Origin of the sequence: Limnohabitans sp. (assembly GCF_023910625.1) — a bacterium.
Lineage (GTDB): Bacteria > Pseudomonadota > Gammaproteobacteria > Burkholderiales > Burkholderiaceae_C > Limnohabitans_A.
This window is the reverse complement of the sequence record NZ_JAAVVW010000003.1, coordinates 1,335,302-1,356,811: the sequence shown is the minus strand read 5'-3', so window position 1 is coordinate 1,356,811 and position 21,510 is coordinate 1,335,302. Positions and strand designations below refer to the sequence as shown.

Annotated in this window: 15 protein-coding genes, 1 other RNA gene and 2 pseudogenes; 10 read left to right on the top strand and 8 right to left on the bottom strand. The window is 60.9% G+C overall.

The features are described from left to right. Positions 1-78 precede the first annotated feature (78 nt). Positions 79-1,389 (top strand): TIGR03862 family flavoprotein, encoded by a 1,311-nt coding sequence (locus HEQ17_RS09660; protein ID WP_296293718.1) that lies wholly within the window; start codon positions 79-81, stop codon positions 1,387-1,389. 7 nt (positions 1,390-1,396) lie between these two features. Further along, positions 1,397-1,771 (top strand): hypothetical protein, encoded by a 375-nt coding sequence (locus HEQ17_RS09655; protein ID WP_296292544.1) that lies wholly within the window; start codon positions 1,397-1,399, stop codon positions 1,769-1,771. An 81-nt stretch (positions 1,772-1,852) separates the two neighbouring features. Here HEQ17_RS09655 and ffs read toward each other — a convergent pair. Next, positions 1,853-1,949: signal recognition particle sRNA small type (ffs, locus tag HEQ17_RS09650), an RNA gene on the bottom strand. A 153-nt stretch (positions 1,950-2,102) separates the two neighbouring features. Here ffs and dnaX point away from each other — a divergent pair. The 4 genes and pseudogenes from dnaX to HEQ17_RS09630 all read left to right on the top strand — a co-directional run bounded on the left by dnaX (position 2,103) and on the right by HEQ17_RS09630 (position 6,247). Then, positions 2,103-4,071: pseudogene (dnaX, locus tag HEQ17_RS09645) on the top strand (DNA polymerase III subunit gamma/tau). Positions 4,072-4,113: 42 nt separating this feature from the next. Further along, a complete protein-coding gene (locus HEQ17_RS09640) occupies positions 4,114-4,437 on the top strand; it encodes a YbaB/EbfC family nucleoid-associated protein (RefSeq protein WP_100117600.1) in 324 nt (107 codons plus the stop codon). Between the two features lie 10 nt (positions 4,438-4,447). Beyond that, positions 4,448-5,038 carry a recombination mediator RecR gene (gene recR / locus HEQ17_RS09635; protein ID WP_296292543.1) on the top strand — a complete coding sequence of 197 codons (591 nt, stop codon included), beginning with the start codon at positions 4,448-4,450 and terminating at the stop codon, positions 5,036-5,038. 141 nt (positions 5,039-5,179) lie between these two features. Then, on the top strand, positions 5,180-6,247 hold the full coding sequence (locus tag HEQ17_RS09630; RefSeq protein WP_296292542.1) for an ABC transporter substrate-binding protein: 1,068 nt from the start codon (positions 5,180-5,182) through the stop codon (positions 6,245-6,247). A gap of 8 nt (positions 6,248-6,255) precedes the next feature. On the opposite strand, the gene HEQ17_RS09625 is transcribed toward HEQ17_RS09630, so the two are convergent. Both HEQ17_RS09625 and gloB read right to left on the bottom strand, forming a co-directional pair. Then, on the bottom strand, positions 6,256-7,857 hold the full coding sequence (locus HEQ17_RS09625; RefSeq protein ID WP_296293717.1) for a transglycosylase SLT domain-containing protein: 1,602 nt from the start codon (positions 7,855-7,857) through the stop codon (positions 6,256-6,258). Next, positions 7,854-8,627, bottom strand: coding sequence for a hydroxyacylglutathione hydrolase (gene gloB, locus HEQ17_RS09620; RefSeq protein WP_296292541.1), 774 nt, complete (start codon positions 8,625-8,627; stop codon positions 7,854-7,856). Before gloB ends, HEQ17_RS09625 begins: the two co-directional genes overlap by 4 nt. Between gloB and HEQ17_RS09615 the strand changes: the two genes are divergently transcribed. From HEQ17_RS09615 to HEQ17_RS09600, 4 genes are all read left to right on the top strand, one after another. Next, positions 8,626-9,444: a methyltransferase domain-containing protein gene (locus HEQ17_RS09615; protein WP_296292540.1), complete on the top strand. Its 819-nt coding sequence runs from the start codon at positions 8,626-8,628 to the stop codon at positions 9,442-9,444. The genes gloB and HEQ17_RS09615 overlap by 2 nt on opposite strands. After that, on the top strand, positions 9,431-9,889 hold the full coding sequence (gene rnhA / locus HEQ17_RS09610; protein ID WP_296293716.1) for a ribonuclease HI: 459 nt from the start codon (positions 9,431-9,433) through the stop codon (positions 9,887-9,889). The genes HEQ17_RS09615 and rnhA overlap by 14 nt, the downstream gene beginning before the upstream one ends. 126 nt (positions 9,890-10,015) lie before the next feature. Then, positions 10,016-11,422 (top strand): efflux RND transporter periplasmic adaptor subunit, encoded by a 1,407-nt coding sequence (locus HEQ17_RS09605; protein WP_296292539.1) that lies wholly within the window; start codon positions 10,016-10,018, stop codon positions 11,420-11,422. Continuing rightward, entirely contained in the window at positions 11,409-14,492 is a 3,084-nt protein-coding gene (locus HEQ17_RS09600; protein WP_296292538.1) for an efflux RND transporter permease subunit, read from the top strand. The genes HEQ17_RS09605 and HEQ17_RS09600 overlap by 14 nt, the downstream gene beginning before the upstream one ends. Before the next feature lie 62 nt (positions 14,493-14,554). On the opposite strand, the pseudogene glp reads toward HEQ17_RS09600, so the two are convergent. The 5 genes and pseudogenes from glp to HEQ17_RS09575 all read right to left on the bottom strand — a co-directional run bounded on the left by glp (position 14,555) and on the right by HEQ17_RS09575 (position 21,362). Then, positions 14,555-15,845: pseudogene (gene glp, locus HEQ17_RS09595) on the bottom strand (gephyrin-like molybdotransferase Glp). 46 nt (positions 15,846-15,891) lie between these two features. Then, complete coding sequence (gene mobA, locus HEQ17_RS09590; RefSeq protein ID WP_296292537.1) at positions 15,892-16,524, bottom strand: molybdenum cofactor guanylyltransferase MobA; 633 nt, start codon at positions 16,522-16,524, stop codon at positions 15,892-15,894. Positions 16,525-16,529: 5 nt separating this feature from the next. Then, a complete protein-coding gene (gene moaA / locus HEQ17_RS09585) occupies positions 16,530-17,663 on the bottom strand; it encodes a GTP 3',8-cyclase MoaA (protein ID WP_296292535.1) in 1,134 nt (377 codons plus the stop codon). 76 nt (positions 17,664-17,739) lie between these two features. Continuing rightward, on the bottom strand, positions 17,740-19,173 hold the full coding sequence (locus tag HEQ17_RS09580; RefSeq protein WP_296292534.1) for an aldehyde dehydrogenase family protein: 1,434 nt from the start codon (positions 19,171-19,173) through the stop codon (positions 17,740-17,742). A 119-nt stretch (positions 19,174-19,292) separates the two neighbouring features. After that, a complete protein-coding gene (locus tag HEQ17_RS09575) occupies positions 19,293-21,362 on the bottom strand; it encodes a sodium-translocating pyrophosphatase (protein ID WP_296292533.1) in 2,070 nt (689 codons plus the stop codon). Positions 21,363-21,510 lie beyond the last annotated feature (148 nt).

Here is a 21,510-nt window from a genome sequence, read left to right as displayed (position 1 = left end):
CAGAACTAAAGTGAATGCTATTTTGACAGAAACAGGCCGCTCTCGTTATGTGGAACGCTTTGCCTGGGGCCCATGCAGATGACACATTCGAACTCGCCTTCCCTTTTTGTGAACTCTCCAGTGTTGTGTGTGGACGTAGCCATTGTAGGTGGGGGGCCCGCAGGGTTGATGGCGGCTGAAGTCTTGTCCAGTGCAGGTGTTTCGGTGCACTTGTTTGATGCCATGCCCTCGGTAGGACGTAAATTTTTGCTGGCCGGAAAAGGGGGGCTGAATTTGACCCATTCTGAGTCCTGTGAAGTGTTTCGAACCCGATTTGGGCGACGCCAATCGGTCGTTGGTTCGTGGTTGGACGCCATGGATGCTCAGGACATCCGAGATTGGGCCCATGGTTTGGGTGTCAAGACCTTTGTTGGGACGTCTGGTCGTGTTTTCCCTGAAGAGATGAAAGCCGCGCCTTTGCTCAGGGCCTGGTTGCACCGCTTGCGACATCCTGTGGCGGGGGTGCCTGTGCAATTTCACATGCGCCATCGTTGGCGGGGGTGGTCGGATGAAGTTTTGGTGTTTGAGCCCACGGGTATTGCAGGGGTTCATCGGGTGCAGGCCAAGGCGACGCTACTCGCTTTGGGAGGTGCCAGTTGGCCACATTTGGGGTCGGACGGTGCTTGGGTGGCGTTACTGGCTGAAAAAGGCGTGCCGGTTGCGCCTTTGCAAGCGGCCAACTGTGGTTTTGATGTGCTGGGTCGAGAAGGGCAAGGCTGGACGGCCTGGTTTGCCAAAAGGTTTGCCGGTCATCCCATGAAGTCAGTGACTTTGAAAGTAGAAGCTGATGCCGAACAGCCTGACCATGCCGCTTCCAGGTTTTTCAGGCAGGGAGAATTTGTCATCACCCAGACCGGGGTGGAGGGCAGCTTGGTCTATGCCGCCGGGGCCAGTCTGCGGGATGACTTGAAACGTGGTGCCGCCCATTTTTCGCTGGATTTGTTACCCCACCTGTCGCCTGAGCGGGTGTTGAAAGAGCTCAGCTGGCCGCGTGGCAGCAAGAGTCTGTCCAGTCATCTCAAAAGCCGCCTGCGCATGGAGGGCGTCAAAATGGGCCTGGTCTATGAGTTGTGCTCTGCAAGGCAGTTGGCTGACCCACAAGCGCTGGCCCTGGCTCTCAAGAACCTGAGGGTTTCCCTGAAAAAAGCCCGCCCGGTGGCGGAGGCCATCAGCACGGCAGGAGGGGTGATGTTCGAGGCTTTGAGTCCGGACTTGATGGTTTGCGCTCAGCCAGGGGTTTATTGCGCCGGCGAAATGCTGGACTGGGACGCGCCCACTGGGGGTTATTTGTTGACGGCCAGCTTGGCCAGCGGCTGGCGGGCAGGACAGGGTATTTTGGCAAATTTTTAACAAATTCATGCAATTCTTGTCGGCGGGCTGGATCACTGCTGCGTTGTTGTCGTGTGAATTCATTCATTCCAACAAAGAGGTCGACATGACGCCAGAAGCCACTCAGGAATACCAGCGTGCCATCGAAGAAGCAGCCAATGCCTTTATGAAAGTGATGAGATTGCGGGGATTTTCCGTCAGGGATTACCCGCACAATTTTGTCGCGCAAATGGCCACAAACACCCGATTGGCTTTCGAGACCGATCGACAAGGCCCTCATCTTCGAGCCGATGTTCTGGTGGCCGACATGCTGAAAAGCGCGGCACACTCAGCAGCACCGTTGGTGGCCGTTAACCCTGAGAAGAAACGCCCCTTTGTCTCGCTCAGCCCTCGCATGGCCTGATTTTTTGGGGTATGCGACGAGTTTCGCTCAACACGGGGTTTGTGCCGCAACGCGCTTCCTTGCAAGCGTTGACAAAAACAGGGTGACGAGCCTTGACCCCGGCACTGGATTCACAGTTAGGGCTGCTTGGTTCCCCACCTGACCCGGTTGGCCGCTTCACCATGCGGGAAGGCCCGTCGGTTGACATTGTAGGCCAGCTTGGCGGGGCAGAAGTAGCCCATCGGGGGTTTCCCTGCGCCAGCGTACCCTGACTTGACGACCCATTTGTCCCAGCGGGTTGGTCCTTGTCGTCAATGAGGAACCGAGGACGAGCCCGATAGAATCAGTCCCTATGTCCTATCTTGTCCTCGCGCGCAAATACCGCCCCCGCAATTTCACCGAAATGGTGGGGCAAGAGCACGTGGTGCAGGCCCTGACCAATGCCCTGGTACAACAACGCTTGCACCACGCGTATTTGTTCACCGGCACACGGGGCGTGGGCAAGACCACGGTGTCGCGCATATTGGCCAAGTCGCTCAACTGCCAGGGGGCCGACGGGCAGGGCGGCATCACCGCCGAGCCCTGCGGCGTATGCCAAGCTTGCCGCGACATCGATGCCGGGCGTTTTGTGGACTACACCGAGCTGGACGCAGCCACAAATAGAAAAGTCGAAGAGATACAAACCCTACTAGAGCAGGCGGTTTACAAACCGGTGCAGGGGCGCTTCAAGGTCTTCATGATCGACGAGGTGCACATGCTTTCGGGAACAGCCTTTAACTCAATGTTGAAGACCCTCGAGGAACCCCCCGAATATTTGAAATTTGTGTTGGCCACGACCGACCCGCAAAAAGTGCCTGTGACGGTGCTCTCGCGTTGCCTGCAGTTCAACCTGCGGCCCATGGCCCCCGAGACTGTTTTTGAGCACCTGACACAGGTGCTGGCCGCAGAACAATTGAGCGCCGAGCCTTTGGCCTTGCGTCTGCTGGCCCGCGCAGCACGTGGCTCCATGCGCGACGCGCTGAGCCTGACCGATCAAGCGATCGCTTTTGGCAATGGCTTGGTGCAAGAAGCCGGTGTGCGCCAGATGCTGGGCAGTGTGGACCGCAGCCATGTGTTGCACATGATCCGCGCCCTGACCGAAGGCGACGGTGCGGCGGTGGTGAACCAGGTCAACGCCCTGCGCCTGCAAGGCGTGTCAGCCGCCGCCACCTTGGAAGACATGGCCATGCTGCTGCAGCGCATGGCCGTGATGCAAATGGTGCCCGGCATGGCGCAGGGCGGTGAAGACCCCGACACGCAGGGCCTGGCCGAGCTGGCCGCTGCCATGCCCGCCGAAGAAACCCAATTGCTCTACAGCCTGTGCCTGCACGGGCGAACCGAGCTGGGCTTGGCGCCTGACGAATATTCGGCGCTGACCATGGTGCTGCTGCGCTTGCTGGCTTTTAAGCCCCAGTCGGGATCGGCGGAAAAAAAAAGCCCGCTGACCAGCCCTCGGGCCACCCCTGAGCCCGCCCGAGCTGCCGCGCCAGTCGCTGCCGACCCGCAGCCCAAGCCAGCCCCGCAAGCCACCCTGCCCAGCGAGGTCACGCCACCCAAGGTTGCTCCCATGGCTGCGCCCATCGATGCGCCCATGGCTGCGCCCATCGCTGTTCCCATGGCCAGGCCTGAGCTGTCCGCGCCGTCCGCGCCGTCCGCCGAGCCGGTCATCGGCCATGGGCAAGCCGTGCCGACCCTGTCCGAGCCGCCCCCTTGGGAGGACTGGCCCGACACCACCGACTACGCCGATGTCCAGGCCATGCACACGCCTGTGGAACACGCTGCTGTGCCCGAGCTTCGTCAAGCCAATCCCGCTTTGCGCGTTTTGCCGGTGCGCGAGGCCCCGTCTGGGCGCGCCGATGTGCCCACGCTGGCCGCACCGCCGGCTGTGCAGGCCACGCCCGAAGGCGATGTCTGGCTGGAGGTGGTGCAAGGCCTGATGGCACAAGAGGCCATCACGGCCTTGGTGCGCGAGCTGGCGCTGCAGTCGCAGCTGTTGGCCCGCGACGCTGACCACTGGCAACTGCGTGTGGAGCGCGAGACACTCAACCACCCGGCCAGCCGCGAGCGTTTGCAAGCGGCTTTGCTGGCCGCCGGCCATGGCTGATGTCCAACTGGGCATCGAAGTGGGCCCCGTCACCGACAGCCCTGCCAGGCGTTTGGCCGTCAAAGCGGCCGAGAAAATGGTGGCCGCCAAGGAGCTGATTGAAAACGACCCGCTGGTGCAGGCCATGGTGCGCGATTTCGGGGCCAAAATCGTGCCAGGCAGCATTCAGATCATCTGATTTTTCACCTCCCCCCTACCCACTCTGACTGAAGGAAACCCCATGTTCAACAAAGGACAACTCGCTGGCTTGATGAAACAAGCCCAGGCCATGCAGGACAACCTGAAAAAAGCCCAAGACGAATTGGCATTCGTTGAGGTCGAAGGCCAAGCTGGCTCCGGCATGGTCAAGGTGCTGATGACCTGCAAACACAGCGTGCGCCGCGTGACCATCGACCCCAGCTTGCTGGCCGACGACAAGGACATGCTGGAAGACCTGGTGGCCGCCGCCTTCAACGATGCCGTGCGCATGGCCGAAGAAGTCTCGCAGCAAAAAATGGGCAAGCTCACCGCCGGTTTGCCTCCGGGCATGAAGCTGCCTTTCTGAGCGCCTGAACATGGCCGACACCCACGCCCTTGCCACATTGGTGCAGGCCCTCAAGGGCTTGCCGGGGGTGGGCATCAAGTCGGCCCAGCGCATGGCTTTTCAGCTGCTGCAAAACGACCGGGCCACGGCCCGGAAATTGGCTGCGGCACTGGACAATGCGGTTCAAAAAATCCGCCACTGCGCGTGTTGCCACACCTTCACCGAGGCCGAGCTGTGCGACACCTGCCTGGACGACACCCGTGACCGCACGCTGCTGTGCGTGATTGAAACCCCGGCCGACCAGTCGGCCATCGAGCGCACAGGCACTTACCGGGGCTTGTACTTTGTGCTCATGGGCAAGCTCAGCCCGCTCGACGGCATCGGCCCGCACGACATTGGCCTGGCCAAGCTGAAAGCACGCGTGGCCGATGGCGTGCTGACCGAGGTGATCTTGGCGACGAATTTCACCGCCGAGGGCGAGGCCACCGCCCATGTGATTTCTGAAATGATCCGCCAGCAAGGGCTGAAGGTCACGCGCCTGGCCCGTGGCGTGCCCGCAGGCAGCGAGTTGGAATACGTGGACTTGGGCACCATCGCCCACGCCTTGGTCGACCGGCGCTGATGACCGGTCATGGCCAACCTGGCAGGGCTGATGGGCACTGCCAGGCTGCAGGCTCCGTGAAAACCCGCTTGGGAACACTCCCGATGTCAATAACAGGGCATCTGCTTATGCTGGGAAAAACCACTTATAGGAGCATTTCCCGTGTCGTCAGTTCATCGCACCCGTCGTTCCATGCTGCTGGCGGCACTGGGCTCGCTGGCGACAACATCGGGCCTGCCAGCCTTGGCATCGGACATGGGGCGACACTTGCCGCGTGTCAAGTTGGCTTTGGCAGCAAGCCAGAGTCTTTATCACTTGCCCCTGACGGTGGCCGAGCACATGGGCTTCTTTCGCCAGAAGGGTATTCAGGTCGAATGGTTGCCACAAGAGTCAGGTGCCCAAGCCCTGCAAAGTGTGCTCAATGGGCAAGCCGAAGTCATGGCCGGAGCCTATGAACATTTGTTTGGCTTGCATCAAAAAGGATTGCCGTACCAAAGTTTTGTCCAGATGAGCAGAACTCCTCAAGTCTGCCTGGGGGGTAGCACGCGCACCGGCAAGTCGTGGCAGTCAATGACCGATATCCGTGGCGCTCGGTTGGGTGTCTCTGCGCTGGACTCCACCACACACTGGATGGCGTGTCAGTGGCTCAGGCGCAATGGCATGTCTCAAGAGGAAGTCGTGTTTGTCGAAGTAGGTTCGTCGGCCGGCGTCACGGAAGCCCTGCGCAGTGGCAGCATTGATGCCCTGTGCAATCCTGACCCGATCATGCATTGGCTGGAGCAAAAGAACGAAATACGATTGCTCTGTGAAACCCGGACCCTGACAGGAACGCGTAAAGTCATGGGCGGAGCGGTGCCGGGTGCCAGCTTGATGGCCCATGCGGATCTCTTGCAGCGACACCCAGATCGGGTTCAAGCCCTGACAGATGGCCTTGTCTTGGCGCTCAAGTGGTTGCCAACCGCTGGCCTTACCGATATTTTGAAAACAGTGCCTTCCAGCCATTGGTCTTGGGATCGAGCCGCTTACCTGGGTGCTTTCGAAAAACTCCGCGAGTCTTATGCCGTGGACGGTTTGGTGCGCAGCGCGGAGGTTATCCGGGCTTGGCAAGTTCACGCACATTTGAGGCCGCCAGCATCGCGCGCTCGGGTTTTGCCCGAGCGAACATTTACCAATGCATTCGTCCAGGCAGCCAACACTGCCCAGCGACTCAGAGGCCGCGCGACGGGTTGAAAGCGGTCTCAGCGCTGCGCCACGCGAGGCGCAGGCTTTCGGGCAGGCTTGTCTGACCTCTTGGCTGGTTTACCAGATTGGGCTTTGGGCCTGCTTTTGCCCGCGGCTTGAGGTCCGGGCGGTGCCTTGCTCAAGCGTCGGCTTTCCTTGGAGGGGACAAACACCGCCAGCTTTTTGCCGGCCGTCAACTTGCTGTTCGTTTGAAGGTCGTTCCAGGTGGCCAAGTTGGCGGCTGTGACGCCGTGTCGCGCAGCCAGCAAGGCCATGTTGTCACCTTGACGTGCGGTGACAAAAATCTTGCGCAGCACCACTTCCGGGGCCAGCAACAGGCGGCCATTGTCAGCCAGATGCTCTGTCACGTTGCTGTCTTTCTGGCTGGGACGCGGCACCAGCAAAGTGGAGCCAGCTTTGACCAGCATGCGCGGCGGTATGCCATTGACAGCACGCAACTTCTCGGCCGTCATACCAACTTCTTTGGCCACTTCTTCGGCTTTCATGGTGCGCGGTGCCTGCCAGGCCGTCCAGGACGACAAGCGGCCATCCGAGTTTGACTGCAGGTTGTTTTCAAACATCGTCGCATTGTCCCAGGGCAGCAGAATAAGCGGGGTGCCCGCTGCCAGGATGACCGGACGGTTCATGGCCGGGTTCAGAGCCTTGAAATCTTTGAGGCTGACGTTGGCCATCTTGGCTGCCAACTCTACATCGATGTCCTTGTTGATGGGGACACTCTTGAAGAACGGGTGGTTCTGGATCAAGGGTAGAACTGTTTTGAAAGAATCGGGTTGGGCGATGATGTTTTTCACAGCTTGCAGCTTGGGTACGTAATACCGTGTCTCATCCGGCATCCGAAGCTCGCTGTAGGTCAGGGGCTTGCCCTGAGCCCTGTTGCGCGCCAGAGCACGGCCCACACTGCCTTCACCCCAGTTGTAGGCCGCCAGGGCGAGGTGCCAATCGCCGAACATGTTGTACAGCTTTTGCAAGTAATCCAGGGCAGCGCGGGTGGATTCCAGGACATCCCGTCGCTCATCCCTGAACAGGTTTTGTTTCAGGTCGAAATACTTGCCAGTGGCGGGCATGAACTGCCACATGCCGGCGGCCTTAGCGCTGGAGACAGCTTGCGGGTTGAATGCCGACTCGATGAAGGGTAAAAGCGCCAACTCGGTCGGCATCTTGCGGCGTTCCAATTCCTCAACAATATAAAAGATATAGGGTCTGGAGCGCTCCGTCATGCGCAAGAAATAGTCTGGGCGACTGGCATACCAGACTTCCCGGTTGCGCACCAAATCGTTGTCCAGGTCGGGCATGGCAAAACCCATGCGGATGCGTTCCCAAATGTCAAAATGGGCTTGCAGCCCAAGCACTGCATTGGGCTTGAGATCGACCTGCTTGATGGCGGGCAGGTCTTCAGAGGGCTTGGCGCTGGAAGTGACCGGTGCCGGCGGCGATGGTGCTCGATCAGGTGTCTGAACTGCAGGTGGTGTCAGTTGAGCTGGTGTGCGCTCAGACTCAGGGATGGGCAAGGTAGCAGCACATCCTGAAAGTAGCACAGCCAAAAGAGTGCCTCCCAGTGTGCGGGTGAAGTGTGCAAAGCTGAAGGAGGGCGAGTTCATCGAAATTCGTTTTTCCATTGACGAAGTGCTGCAAAGGTAGAAACAGCGTCGACAGCCTGCTGGTTGTGCAGCCGCACAGCAGCGCTGATGCTGTTTTCCCGGCTTCGCAAAAAAGGGTTGATGGCCCGTTCAGTGTGCAGTGCAACGGGCAGTGTGGGCAAGCCTTGTTCGCGTAGACGGGTGCAAAGTCCGGCGTGCGAAACCAAAGCCGGGTTCCCGGGCTCGACGGCCAGCGCGAACCTCAGGTTGGACAGCGTGTATTCATGCGCACAGCAAACCCGGGTGTTGCCCGGCAAAGCGGCCAAGCGGTCCAGTGAGTCCAGCATCTGGGCTGGCGTGCCCTCGAACAAGCGACCGCAGCCGCCCGAAAAAAGCGTGTCCCCGCAAAAAAGGACAGCGTCCTGACCTGGTGGCTGTGTCCAAAAAGCGATGTGTCCCAAAGTGTGGCCGGGAACTTCATGCACATCAAACGACAGTTCGTGCCAGTCAACAACATCGCCTTGTACAAGACCCTGCGCTGTGACGGGCATTTCTTCCAGTGCAGGCCCCAGCACCCGCGCCCCGGTGCGGTTGACCAGTTCGAGCAAGCCCCCAGTGTGGTCGGCATGGTGGTGCGTGACTAAAATCGTATCCAGCTGCACACCGGGGTGTTTCTGCATCCAGGCAAGCACAGGCGCACTGTCACCCGGGTCTACCACCAAAGCGTGGTGGTCCTTGTGCATCAACCAAATGTAGTTGTCTGCGAAAGCGGGCAGGGCAATGAGTTCCATGGAGCACTCGATTATAGAAAGCCAGAACCGCACACCCGCCTGGTTGGCCCCCTTGGGGCAACCGGCGGCTTCGCGTCTGCTGTCCTGGGAACAAGCCCAGGCCGACGAATTGCTGGCCGATGTCTTCGGATACCATGCGGTGCAATTGGGTTGGCCCGATTTGCAGGCATTGCGACAAAACCGGATGCCTCACCGCTGGCAAGCCTGCGCCGAGTTCGAGTGGCCTGACGATCCCAAGGCAACAACTCAAACCGATGTGTGGCTGGACAGCCGCGCCTGGCCTTGGCCTGCCGACAGTCTGGACTTGGTGGTTTTGCCCCACACACTGGAGCGTTCGGCAGACCCGCACGCTTGTTTGCGCGAAGTCGAGCGGGTGCTGATTCCCGAAGGCCAAGTGTTGATCATGGGTTTGAACCCCTTAAGTGGCTGGGGTTGGCGGCAAAAGCGCGGGGGGTATCATCGTGGTCTGGCGGGTCCCGCGCAGACCCTGATTGGCTACCAGCGCATGCGCGATTGGTTGCGATTGCTGGGTTTTGAGGTCCAGGTCAGCCGTTTTGGCGGCTGGACGCCGGCCCTTGCCAGTGAGCGCTGGATGCAGCGCCTGAGCTGGATGGAAGTGGCGGGACAACGTTGGTGGCCGATTTTTGGAGGGGTTTATCTCTTGATGGCCACCAAGCGAGTGGTTGGCGGACGCCTGTTGTCAACCCGCGCCTGGCGCACGGTACGATCGCCCGCAACCGCCGCTGCACCCGTCACCCGCTCTGACACCCCATTGAGCCAGCCATTGACTGAGCAAAATGCCATTGACTCCCGTTGAAATTCACACCGATGGTGCCTGCAAAGGCAACCCAGGCCCGGGAGGTTGGGGCGTGCGTCTGCAATCGGGGCAACACGTGCAAGAGTTGTTTGGGGGTGAGCTCAACACCACCAATAATCGTATGGAAATGACCGCTGTCATCGAGGGCCTGTTGGCACTCAAGCGACCTTGTCACGTCACGCTTTATCTGGACAGCGAATATGTGCGCAAAGGCATCACGGAGTGGATCCATGGCTGGAAAGCCAGGGGCTGGCGAACCGCCGCCAAGCAACCCGTCAAAAACGCCGACTTGTGGCAGAAACTGGACAGCGTAGTGTCTTCTTCGGGACACCAAATCGACTGGCGCTGGGTCAAGGGACACAACGGCGATCCGGGCAATGAGCGCGCCGATGCCTTGGCCAATCAGGGTGTGGACAAGGCCTTGGGCCGACCCGCCACGGCCTGAAGGCCTTGTTGAGGCCTCCAAAAACCATTCTGTGCGCGGGATCAATGCCCCAAAAAATATGGGGAAATGTCGTTTGCGCTGTTACATTGAGACGGTCTTGCGGCATGCAATCTGAGAGAAATCCGAATGGCTTACAAAAAGAAATACGCAGTATTGGCCCTTTTGGGCATTTCCGTGGCTTCTGTTGTGGCTTGGTGGTGGCAAAACAAAGCCCCGGCCGAAGGTCAAGGCAAGCCTGATACAACTGTTTCAGCCGGGTCTTCCGCGCCCGCTCCAGTGGCCGGTGGTGGACCCGCGCGCACGCCTGCTGTCGAGGTGGCCAAAGTCGAGAGCATGACCCTGGTGGACGAGACCCAGGCGGTGGGCAGCTTGCGCTCACGTCAAGGGGTGATGCTGCGCCCCGAAGTGGGTGGTCGCGTTAAGCAAATATTGTTCAACGATGGGCAGCGTGTGCGCAAGGGGCAGTTGATGGTTCAGTTTGATGACCAGTTGCCGCAAGCCCAATTGGCGCAGAGCGGCGCGGAGTTGTCGATTGCACAAGCCAACCACAAGCGCAACCAAGATTTGGTGGCGCAAAACTTCATCAGCCAAAGATCTTTGGACGAAAGTGCTGCGGCCCTGCAGGTCTCACGTGCCAAACTCGCCTTGGCCCAAGCCACGCTGCAGCGCCTGCAGGTACTGGCCCCTTTTGATGGCATCGCGGGCCTCAAGCAAATCAATGTGGGTGATTACCTGAAAGATGGTGCAGACATGGTCAACGTTGAGGACATCGACGCCGTACTGCTCGATTTCAGGTTGCCTGAACGTTTTCAGACCAAGATCCGTGCGGGTCAAAAAGCCCAGCTGACAGTCGATGCTCTGCCGGGGAGACCTTTCACCGCGATCATCCAGGCGGTGGACCCGTTGATTGAACCCAATGGCCGCTCGGTGGGGGTTCGCGGTTGCATTGACAATCGGCAACAGCAACTGCGCCCGGGCATGTTTGCCCGTGTCAATGCCGTCTTTGGATCGCGCGAAAATGCATTGGTCATTCCGGAGGAAGCGATCATTCCTCAAGGGGGGCGAACCTTTGTGGTCAAGATCGTGCAAGGCGACAAACCCGAGATCAAAGTGTCGGAGCGGGTGGCTGTCAAAGTGGGCCTGCGTTTGCCGGGCAAGGTTGAAATCCTGGAAGGTTTGTCGGCCGCAGACACCGTGGTCACTGCCGGTCACCAGCGTTTGCAAAAAGATGGCACTGCCGTTCGGGTGGTTGACCTGTCTCAGCCCGGTGGGGGCAGACCTGCTGGCGGGCCGCCCGGTCAGCCTGGCGCAGGTGGCCCAGGTGCAGGTGGTCCCGGTGCAGGTGGTCCCGGTGCAGGTGGTCCCGGTGCAGCGCCCTCTGGTGCATCGCCCGCAGCCGCTGCGGCCCAAGGCGCGGGCCAAACAGGGCCACGCCCAGCAGCTGCGGCAGGCAAGCCCGGTGCGGCCGCAGCCAATAACATGGCCCTGGCTGGCCCCAACCCATGCCTGAGGGGCGCTGATGCAGCTCGCTGAAGTTTCCATCCGCCGGCCCGTGCTGGCCGTGGTCATGTCCTTGCTGATCGTGCTGATTGGCGCGGTCAGTTTCAAGAGTCTGTCCCTGCGCGAGTACCCCAAAATTGACGAGCCCACCGTCACGGTGACCACGCGCTATGCGGGTGCCTCTGCCGAGGTGATCGAGTCGCAGGTGACGAAACCGCTCGAAGACTCGATAGCCGGCATTGATGCGGTGGACGTCATCACCTCCATCAGCCGTGCCGAGCAATCGCAAATCACGGTGCGTTTTCGCCTCGAAAAAGACGCTGATACTGCGGCCGCTGAGGTACGCGACCGGACTGCGCGGGTGCGTAACCGATTGCCGCAAACGATTGACGAGCCCGTCATCGCCAAAGTCGAAGCCGACGCTTTCCCGGTCATCTGGTTGGCGTTTTCCAGCGACACACTGGATGCCTTGCAAATCAACGATTTGGTCAATCGGGTGGTCAAGCCGCGTTTGCAGACCGTGACGGGTGTGGCCGATGTGCGGATTTTTGGTGAGCGCAAGTACGCCATGCTGGTGCTCCTGGACCACGCCCGGCTGTCGTCCTATAAATTGACGCCGCAAGATGTGGAGGATGCCATACGGCGTAACAACCTGGAGTTGCCGGCGGGTCGGATCGAGTCGACCAACCGCGAATTCAGTGTCTCCTCTCAAACCGATCTGAACCGGGCAGGGCAATTTGGTGAGATCGTGATCCGCAACATCAATGGCTTTCCCGTCAAGCTGCGCGATGTGGCGCAGATTCGTGAAGGGGCCGCCAATGATCGCAGTGTCGTCCGCTTGAATGGGCAGTCTGCCATTTCGGCCGGGGTGATTCGGCAAGCCACGGCCAATCCGCTTGAGTTGTCTGCGGGGGTGCGCGAAATGATCCCTAAGCTCAAGGCAGACTTGCCGGGTGACATGGTCATCAACATCGCCAATGACAATTCCGTGTTCATCGACCGGTCGATCAAGAGCGTTTTCAACACCATTGTGGAAGCTGTCGTTTTGGTGGCGCTGGTGATTTTTGTGTTCTTGCGCACCTTCCGTGCCTCTATCATTCCGATCATCACGATCCCCGTCAGTTTGATCGGCGCTTTCGCCATGATGGCTTTGGCGGGCTTCACCATCAACACCTTGACCTTGTTGGCCCTGGTCTTGGCCATTGGTTTGGTGGTGGACGATGCCATCGTGGTGCTGGAAAACATCTACCGTCACATTGAAGAAGGGCTGGACCCTTTTTCTGCCGCCATCAAGGGTGTCCGCGAAATCAGCTTTGCTGTGGTGGCCATGACCCTCACCTTGGCCGCTGTATTTGCACCCTTGGCGTTCACGCCAGGTCGAACGGGTAAGTTGTTTGGTGAGTTTGCGCTGGCTTTGGCTGGTGCCGTGTTGGTGTCGGGTTTTGTGGCACTGACCTTGGCACCCATGCTCAGTGCCCAATTGCTCAGACACAACCCCAAGCCTGGCTGGTTCGACCGTTCTATGGAAAAGTGGCTCACAGGTCTGTCCTCGGGTTATGAGCGCCTGTTGACCCTGATTTTGAGCCGGGCGCGTTGGGTGGTGGTGTTGGTCATGTTGGCTTCGGGCATCGGCATAGCCGTGATTTATCCCACCATGAAACAAGAATTGGCTCCTCTGGAAGATCGTGGCACCATTTTGGCCACCATCAATGCCCCGGATGGCGCGACGCTCGACTACACAGACCGTTACGCAAAATCGCTCGAAAGAATGGGGCAGGCTTATCCAGAGTTCGATCGCATTTTTGCCAATATGGGTAACCCCACCGTTGGTCAAGGCACTGTGGTTTACCGGGCGGTGGATTGGGACCAGCGGCAAAGAACAACGCTCGAAATCGCACGCGAGTTGGGCGGCAAGTTCAATGGATTACCGGGCATCAATGCTTTTCCCATCACTCCACCCTCATTGGGCCAGGGTTTTCGTGAGAGGCCCCTGAATTTCGTGATCCAAACCTCGGAAAGTTATCAGAACCTGAATTCGATCGCACGGCAGATGATGGATGAAATCGCCCAAAACCCTGGCATTTTGTCGCCCGATGTGGATTTGCGGCTGAACAAACCCGAGTTGCGGGTCGAGGTGGACCGGGTCAAGGCAGCAGAGTTGGGTGTCAGTGTCGATGTTGTGGCCCGCACCATCGAAACCATGCTCGGGGGCCGGGTGGTGACGCGCTACAAGCGGGATGCCGAGCAGTACGACGTCATAGTGCAAACCCAGCCTTCGGCCCGCAACACACCCGACGACATCGACGTGATCCAGGTGCGGGGCCGCAACGACACCATGATCCCCTTGTCCAGTTTGGTCAAGGTGCGGGAGAGCGTGTCGCCGCGCGAACTCAACCATTTCGGTCAAAGACGGTCGGTGACGATCACCGCCAACCTGGCCCCCGACTATTCGCTGGGTGAGGCACTCAAGTTCATGGACGCCACGGCCGCCAAAGTGCTCAAACCGGGCTACACCACCGAGCTCAACGGCACATCGCGCGAATTCAAGAACTCGCAGGGCGCTTTGGTGGTCGTCTTCGTGCTGGCGCTGCTGTTCATCTTCTTGGTCTTGTCTGCCCAGTTTGAGAGTTTCATCGACCCCTTTGTCATCATGCTGTCGGTGCCCTTGTCCATGATCGGGGCGCTGCTGGCGCTCAAATTCACGGGCGGGTCGCTCAACGTGTATTCGCAAATCGGCCTGATCACCCTGGTGGGCTTGATCACCAAGCACGGCATTTTGATTGTGGAGTTCACCAACCAGCTGCGCGAAAAAGGGATGGATATGCAAGAGGCCTTGATCAAGGCGTCGGCCCAGCGTTTGCGCCCGATCTTGATGACCACTGGGGCCATGGTGCTGGGCGCGGTGCCGCTGGCCTTGGCCACCGGAGCAGGTGCTGAAAGCCGCACGCAAATCGGCTGGGTGATTGTGGGCGGCATGAGCTTGGGCACTTTGCTGGCCGTGTTTGTGGTGCCCACCATGTACTCGTTGCTGGCCCGCAAATCGGTGCCAGGGGCGAACAAGGCGGTGGCGCATGAGTCACCGCCCGAGACAGTTGTGCATTGATCGCCTGAGTCATGAAAAAAGCGGCCTCGGCCGCTTTTTTCATGCAGGGGAAGTTCCCCGGCTCAAAGGTGCCCGTCAAACATCATCACATCCACCGCGTCGCCCACGGCCACGTTGCCTTGGGCATGGCCCAGCACGATCAGGCCGTTGGCCTGCACCATGGAGCTGAGCACGCCCGAGCCCTGGTTGCCGGTGATGCTGACCTGCAACTCGCCTGCCGAATTGGTGCTGACGATGCCGCGCTGGTATTCGGTGCGGCCGGGTTTTTTGCGCAGGGCTTCGGTGCTTTTGGCCTGGAGCAGGGGCAGCGCGGGCGCTTGCCAGCCCATGAGCTGCTGCAGGGCAGGGCGCACAAAAGCGGCAAAGGTCACCATCACCGCCACCGGGTTGCCGGGCAGGCCAAACAGCACGGCCGAGCGCTCACCCTGCGTGATGCGGCCCACCGCCATGGGGCGGCCGGGGCGCATGGCGATGCGCCAAAACGCCACATCGCCCAGCTTTTTCATCATGGCCTTGGTGTGGTCGGCCTCGCCCACGCTCACCCCGCCGCTGGTGATGATGGCGTCGGCCTGCGCAGCGGCATCCACAAAGGCCTGCTCCAGTGCCGCCGGGTCGTCGCGCACCACGCCCATGTCGATCAACTCGCAGCCCAGCGCCTGCACCAGGCCCGCCACGGTGTAGCGGTTGCTGTCGTACACCGCGCCTTCGCGGGGCGCTTCGCCCAGGCTCAATATTTCGTCGCCGGTAGAAAAGTAAGCCACCTTGAGCCTGCGCCAAACGGTGACTGTGGGCAGCCCCAGGCTGGCCAGCAGGCCGCAGGCGGCGGGTGTCAAGTTCACCCCGGCCGACAAGGCGGCTTGGCCCGCCATCAGGTCTTCGCCCAACAGACGGCGGTTGTCGCCCGGCTGCAGCAAGCCCTGCGGCACCAGCACCGTGTCGCCAGTCCACCTTCACCAGTTCTTGCGGTGCCACGGTGTCAAGCCCTGTGGGCATGATGGCCCCGGTCATGATGCGCACGCATTCACCGGCACCCACGGCGCCTTGCCAGGCGGCACCGGCAAACGCCGTGCCGACCACCTTGAAGCTGCCGACCTGTCCAGCCGCCAGGTCAGCGCCGCGCAAGGCGTAGCCGTCCATGGCCGAGTTGTCGTGCGGCGGCACGCTGATGGGCGAGACCACGTCGTGCGCCAGGACGCGGCCATGGGCCTGCATCAGCGGCACGGTTTCTTGTTCGCGCACCGGCTGCACCAGTTGGGCTAAAAATGCGTTCACCTGGCTGGCCGACAAGGCCTGCGGGTCGTAGCCTTGCATGCGCTCGGCGATCTGATCAAGGCTCAGGGCAGGGGTGGTCATGGCAATGGCAATGGCGATGGGGCACGGCGCTGCCGTGCGGCACGGTTCAAAGGGATTCGAGATGTTGCAGTTCGGCCAGCGTGTTGGCATTGGCAAAGGCTTGCGGGCTGTCAACGCTTTGGTCAAAGGGCACGATGGCGCAGCGGTGCTGGCCCGTCCAGGCGTCGATCTTGCGGCCGCCGCTCTGGGTGAACTTGACCAGACTTTCGAGCAACTCGGTCTTGAGCAGGCAAAACACCGGTTGTGGGCGCACCGTGCCATCGGCTTCAGGGGCTGCGGCCATGGCCAGGTCGGCGTCTTGGTTGTGCAGGGCTGTGTACAAGCGCTCCACCAGGTCCAGCGGCAACAGCGGGGAGTCGCAAGGCACGGTGAGCAAGAGCGGCGTTTCGCAGCGCTCCAGCCCCGTGAGAAAGCCCGCCAAAGGCCCGGCAAAACCGTCGATGCTGTCGGGCCAAACCGGCACGCCCAGCGACTCGTAAGCGGCCAGGTTGCGGTTGGCGTTGATCAGAATTTCTTGGGGCGGCAGGCTTTGCAGCTGCAGGCGCATCAGGGTTTGCAGCGCCAGAGGCATGCCACGAAAGTTCTGCAGGCCCTTGTCGGCGCCACCCATGCGCGAGCCGCGCCCACCTGCGAGGATGAGGCCGGTGATGCCCGGTGCATTCTGGGTATGGGGGTTCATGGCCTTCAGCCTCCGATGTAGCTCATTTCCACCCGGCGGCCGGGGCCGCTGGCGGTGTCGGGGCCGCGCAGCACCGAATATTGGTTGGTGCGCCCGCGCCAGATGGCGTCCACCGTCTGGGCCAGCGCGTGGTCGCTTTGCGCCGGGTCGCGCAGCAGCTGGCGCAGGTCATAGCCCTGGCTGGCAAACAGGCACAAATACAGGCGGCCTTCGGTGGACAAACGGGCGCGGTTGCAGTCGCCGCAAAAGGCCTGCGTCACGCTGCTGATCACACCCACCTCGCCCAGCGACGGGTCGTGCTCGCCTTGGGCGTTGGCGTAACCCCAGCGCTCGGCGGTTTCGCCCGGCGCAGCGGGGTCGAGTTGCACCAAGGGCAACTCGGTTTGCAGCAGGCGGATCACGTCGGCGCTGGGCAGCACCTCGTCCATGCACCAACCGTTCGTCGCACCCACGTCCATGTATTCGATGAAGCGCAGCACAATGCCTGTGCCCTGGAAATGCCGGGCCATGGGCAAAATTTCGTGCTCGTTGGTGCCGCGCTTGACCACCATGTTCACCTTGATCGGCCCCAGGCCCGCAGCCCGCGCCGCTTCAATCCCGGCCAGCACATCGGCCACCGGAAAGTCCACATCGTTCATCTGGCGAAAGATGGCGTCGTCCAGCCCGTCCAGGCTCACCGTCACGCGTTGCAGCCCGGCGTCTTTCAGGCTTTGGGCTTTGCGCGCCAGCAGCGAGCCGTTGGTGGTCAGGGTCAAATCGAGTGGCTGGCCGTCTGGCGTGCGCAGCGCGGCCAGTTGTTCGATCAGGATCTCGATGTTCTTGCGCAGCAGGGGCTCACCGCCCGTCAGGCGAATCTTGCGCACGCCCCGGCCCACAAACACTTTGGCGATGCGGGTGATTTCTTCAAAGCTCAGCAAATGGCTTTGCGGCAGGTAGGCGTAGTCCTTGTCAAAGACTTCTTTGGGCATGCAGTAACTGCACCTGAAGTTGCAGCGGTCGGTCACGCTGATGCGCAAGTCGGTCAGCGGGCGGCGCAGGCCGTCCAAGGGCAGGGCGCTCAAGTCTTGACCCGCCAGCAAGGTGGGCAAAGGCAAGCTGGGATGGCGCTGGTCAACCAGCGCAATGACGCGTTCAGACATGGGGGTTGATTGTGCCCGAGCCGCCACGCCTTTGCAGGCCGCATGGTCAAGACAGGCCAGCACCGCTGCGGGCGCTTTAACCGTGCTGGATCGCCACGGTTTTGAGGGTGGTGAAACCCAGCAGCGCTTCAAAGCCTTTTTCGCGGCCGTAGCCCGACGATTTGACGCCGCCAAAGGGCAGCTCCACACCGCCGCCTGCGCCGTAGTTGTTGATGAACACCTGGCCGCTGCGCACGCGCTTGGCCATGCGGAATTGACGTCCGCCGTCACGCGTCCAGATGCCCGCCACCAATCCAAACTCAGTGGCATTGGCCAACTCCACGGCGTGGTCTTCGTCGGTGAAGGACATGGCCGACAGCACCGGACCAAACACTTCTTCTTGCGCCAGGCGGTGCATCACCGGCACGTCGCGCAGCAAAGTGGGGGCTTGGTAAAAGCCGCCCGCAGGCACGCCCGCAGCAATTTGCCCTTGGGCCACAGTGGCGATGCCATCGGCGCAGGCCTGGTCCAAAAAGCCGGTCACGCGCTCCAACTGGCTGGCGCGGATCAAAGGCCCCAAGTCCAGGTTCATCGCGGCCGATCCCACTTGCAGGCGGCCAAAGGCTTCGCCCAGGCGCTTCAAAAGTGGCTCGTAAATGCCCTGCTGAATCAAGACGCGCGAGCCCGCGCTGCAGGTCTGGCCGGAGTTTTGCACGATGGCGTTGACCACCACCGGAATGGCCGCGTCCAGGTCGGCGTCGTCAAAAATGATCTGCGGGCTTTTGCCCCCCAGCTCCAGCGTGACGGGGCAATGGCGCTCGGCGGCCACTTGCTGAATGAGCGTGCCCACGCGGGGGCTGCCGGTGAAGCTGATGTGGTCAATGCCGGGGTGGCGGGCCAGCGCATCGCCCACCTCGTGGCCGTAACCGGTGACGATGTTGATGGCACCGGGCGGAAAGCCCACCTCGGCCGCCAATTGCGCCACCCGGATCAAACTCAGGCAAGCGTCTTCAGCGGGCTTGACCACGCAGGCATTGCCGGCGGCCAAAGCGCCGCCCACGCTGCGCCCGAAAATCTGCATCGGGTAGTTCCAGGGGATCACATGGCCCGTCACGCCGTGTGGTTCGCGCCAGGTCAGCACGCTGTAGCCGTTTTGGTAGGGCAGGGTCTCGCCGTGCAGCTTGTCGCACGAGCCTGCATAAAACTCGAAGTAGCGGGCCAAAGCCAGTGAATCGGCAGCGGCCTGTTTGGTGGGCTTGCCGCAGTCGCGCTGCTCCAGCGCGGCCAGCTCGGCGGCATGCTCGATCACTTTTTGCGACAGCTTCATGAGCAAACGACCACGCTCCATGGCGCTCAGCTTGCCCCAGGGGCCGTTGAAGGCGGCTCGCGCCGCCACAACAGCGGCATCGATGTCGGCCGCTTGGCTGCGCGGGATCTGATCGAACACCTGCCCGTCAGACGGGTCGAGCACGTCAATGGTTTGGCCTGCCAGGGCGGGAACGGATTGGTTGGCGATGAAATTCATTTGCATGGGCTATTGTGAACCCGGGCAGGATTTTGAAAATCACCCACGGGACATCGACCTTTGCGGCTCAGTCGGGCACAAAAAAAGGCCCGCCAAAGCGGGCCTGTCAAACCTTGCAAAGAAGATCAGGTGCCGTGAACCTGCATGACCAGAGGCACGATCAAAAGCGCCACGATGTTGATGATCTTGATCAGCGGGTTGATGGCCGGGCCAGCGGTGTCCTTGTAAGGGTCGCCCACCGTATCACCGGTCACGGCTGCCTTGTGGGCGTCTGAGCCCTTGCCGCCGTGGTGGCCGTCTTCGATGTATTTCTTGGCGTTGTCCCACGCGCCGCCGCCGGTACACATCGAAATGGCCACAAACAGGCCGGTGATGATGGTGCCCATCAACAAGCCGCCCAGCGCCTTGGGGCCCAAGATCAGGCCCACCAGCACCGGCACCACCACGGGCAACAGGCTTGGAATGACCATTTCCTTGATGGCGGCCGTGGTCAGCATGTCCACGGCCTTGCCGTATTCGGGCTTGGCCGTGCCTTCCATGATGCCGGGGATCTCCTTGAACTGGCGACGCACTTCCACCACCACGCTGCCTGCAGCGCGGCCCACCGCTTCCATGGCCATGGCCCCAAACAGGTAGGGGATCAGCCCGCCGATGAACAGGCCAATGATCACCAGAGGATCGGACAGGTCAAAGCTGATGGCCTTGCCGTAGGCCTCGAGTTTGTGGGTGTAGTCGGCAAACAGCACCAGCGAGGCCAGGCCTGCCGAGCCAATGGCGTAACCCTTGGTCACGGCCTTGGTGGTGTTGCCCACGGCATCCAGCGGGTCGGTGATGTCGCGCACACTGCTGGGCATTTCAGCCATTTCGGCAATGCCGCCCGCGTTGTCGGTGATGGGGCCGTAGGCGTCCAGCGCCACCACGATGCCGGCCATGCTCAGCATGGAGGTGGCTGCAATGGCGATGCCATACAAGCCGCCCAAGGCGTAAGCCGTCCAGATGGCCAGACAGACAAACATCACAGGCCAGGCCGTTGAGCGCATGGACACGCCCAGGCCAGCGATGATGTTGGTGCCGTGGCCAGTGGTCGATGCTTGCGCGATGTGCTGCACCGGGGCGTATTGCGTGCCGGTGTAGAACTCGGTGATCCACACCAGTGCCGCGGTGAGCACCAAACCGACCGCGCAAGCCCCAAACAGCCGAATCTGCGCCCCACTGCCACCCAAGGCGTTGTCGGGCATCAACCAGGTGGTGACAAAGTAAAAGGCGATCAAGGACAGCACGCCCGAGATGGCCAGGCCTTTGTAGAGCGCGGGCATCACATTGGTCATCCCCGGCGTGGCCTTGACGAAGAAGCAGCCAATGATGGAGGCGATGATCGACACCGCGCCCAGGGCCAGCGGGTACAGCACAGCCTGACCGGGTGCTGCGGAGATCAGCAATGCACCCAGCACCATGGTCGCGATCAGGGTCACGGCATAGGTCTCGAACAAGTCGGCGGCCATGCCGGCGCAATCGCCCACGTTGTCGCCCACGTTGTCGGCGATCACGGCCGGGTTGCGCGGATCGTCTTCGGGGATGCCCGCTTCCACTTTGCCCACCAGGTCGGCCCCCACGTCAGCGCCCTTGGTGAAAATGCCGCCGCCCAGTCGGGCAAAAATGGAGATCAGCGAGGAGCCAAATGCAAAACCGATCAAGGGGTTGAGCAAGGTCGCCAGATTTTTATCAGGCGTGAGGTTGCCGTTGCCCACCAAAAACCAGTAAAAACCGGACACACCCAACAAACCCAAGCCCACCACCAGCATGCCGGTGATGGCACCTCCCCGAAACGCCACGTCCAGCGCCGGGCCAATGCCTTTGGTGGCGGCTTGGGCCGTGCGCACGTTGGCTTTGACCGACACATTCATGCCGATGAAGCCGCACGCGCCCGAAAGCACCGCGCCGATCACGAAACCGATGGCGGTGATGCCATCCAGAAAGATGGCCATCAGGATGGCCAGCACCACGCCGACGATGGCGATGGTTTTGTATTGCCGGGCCAGATAGGCCGCAGCACCATCCTGAATGGCCGCTGCAATTTCCTGCATCCGGGCATTGCCGGCATCTTGAGAAAGGATCCACCCTCGGGCCCAAATGCCATAACCCACGGCAATCAGACCACACACGAGCGCCAGAATGAGCGCTGAATTTCCTGTCATCGTTGTACTCCTCGATGGTTGTCGCTGAACAGAGGGGCAACGCACTGGAGACCCCTCCATGGCGTTGCTTCCTCGATCACCGAAACCGGAGAACGATTGGCCAACGGCACATTAAAGAGGCTGGATCACGATCTGCGCAAGCCTTGTG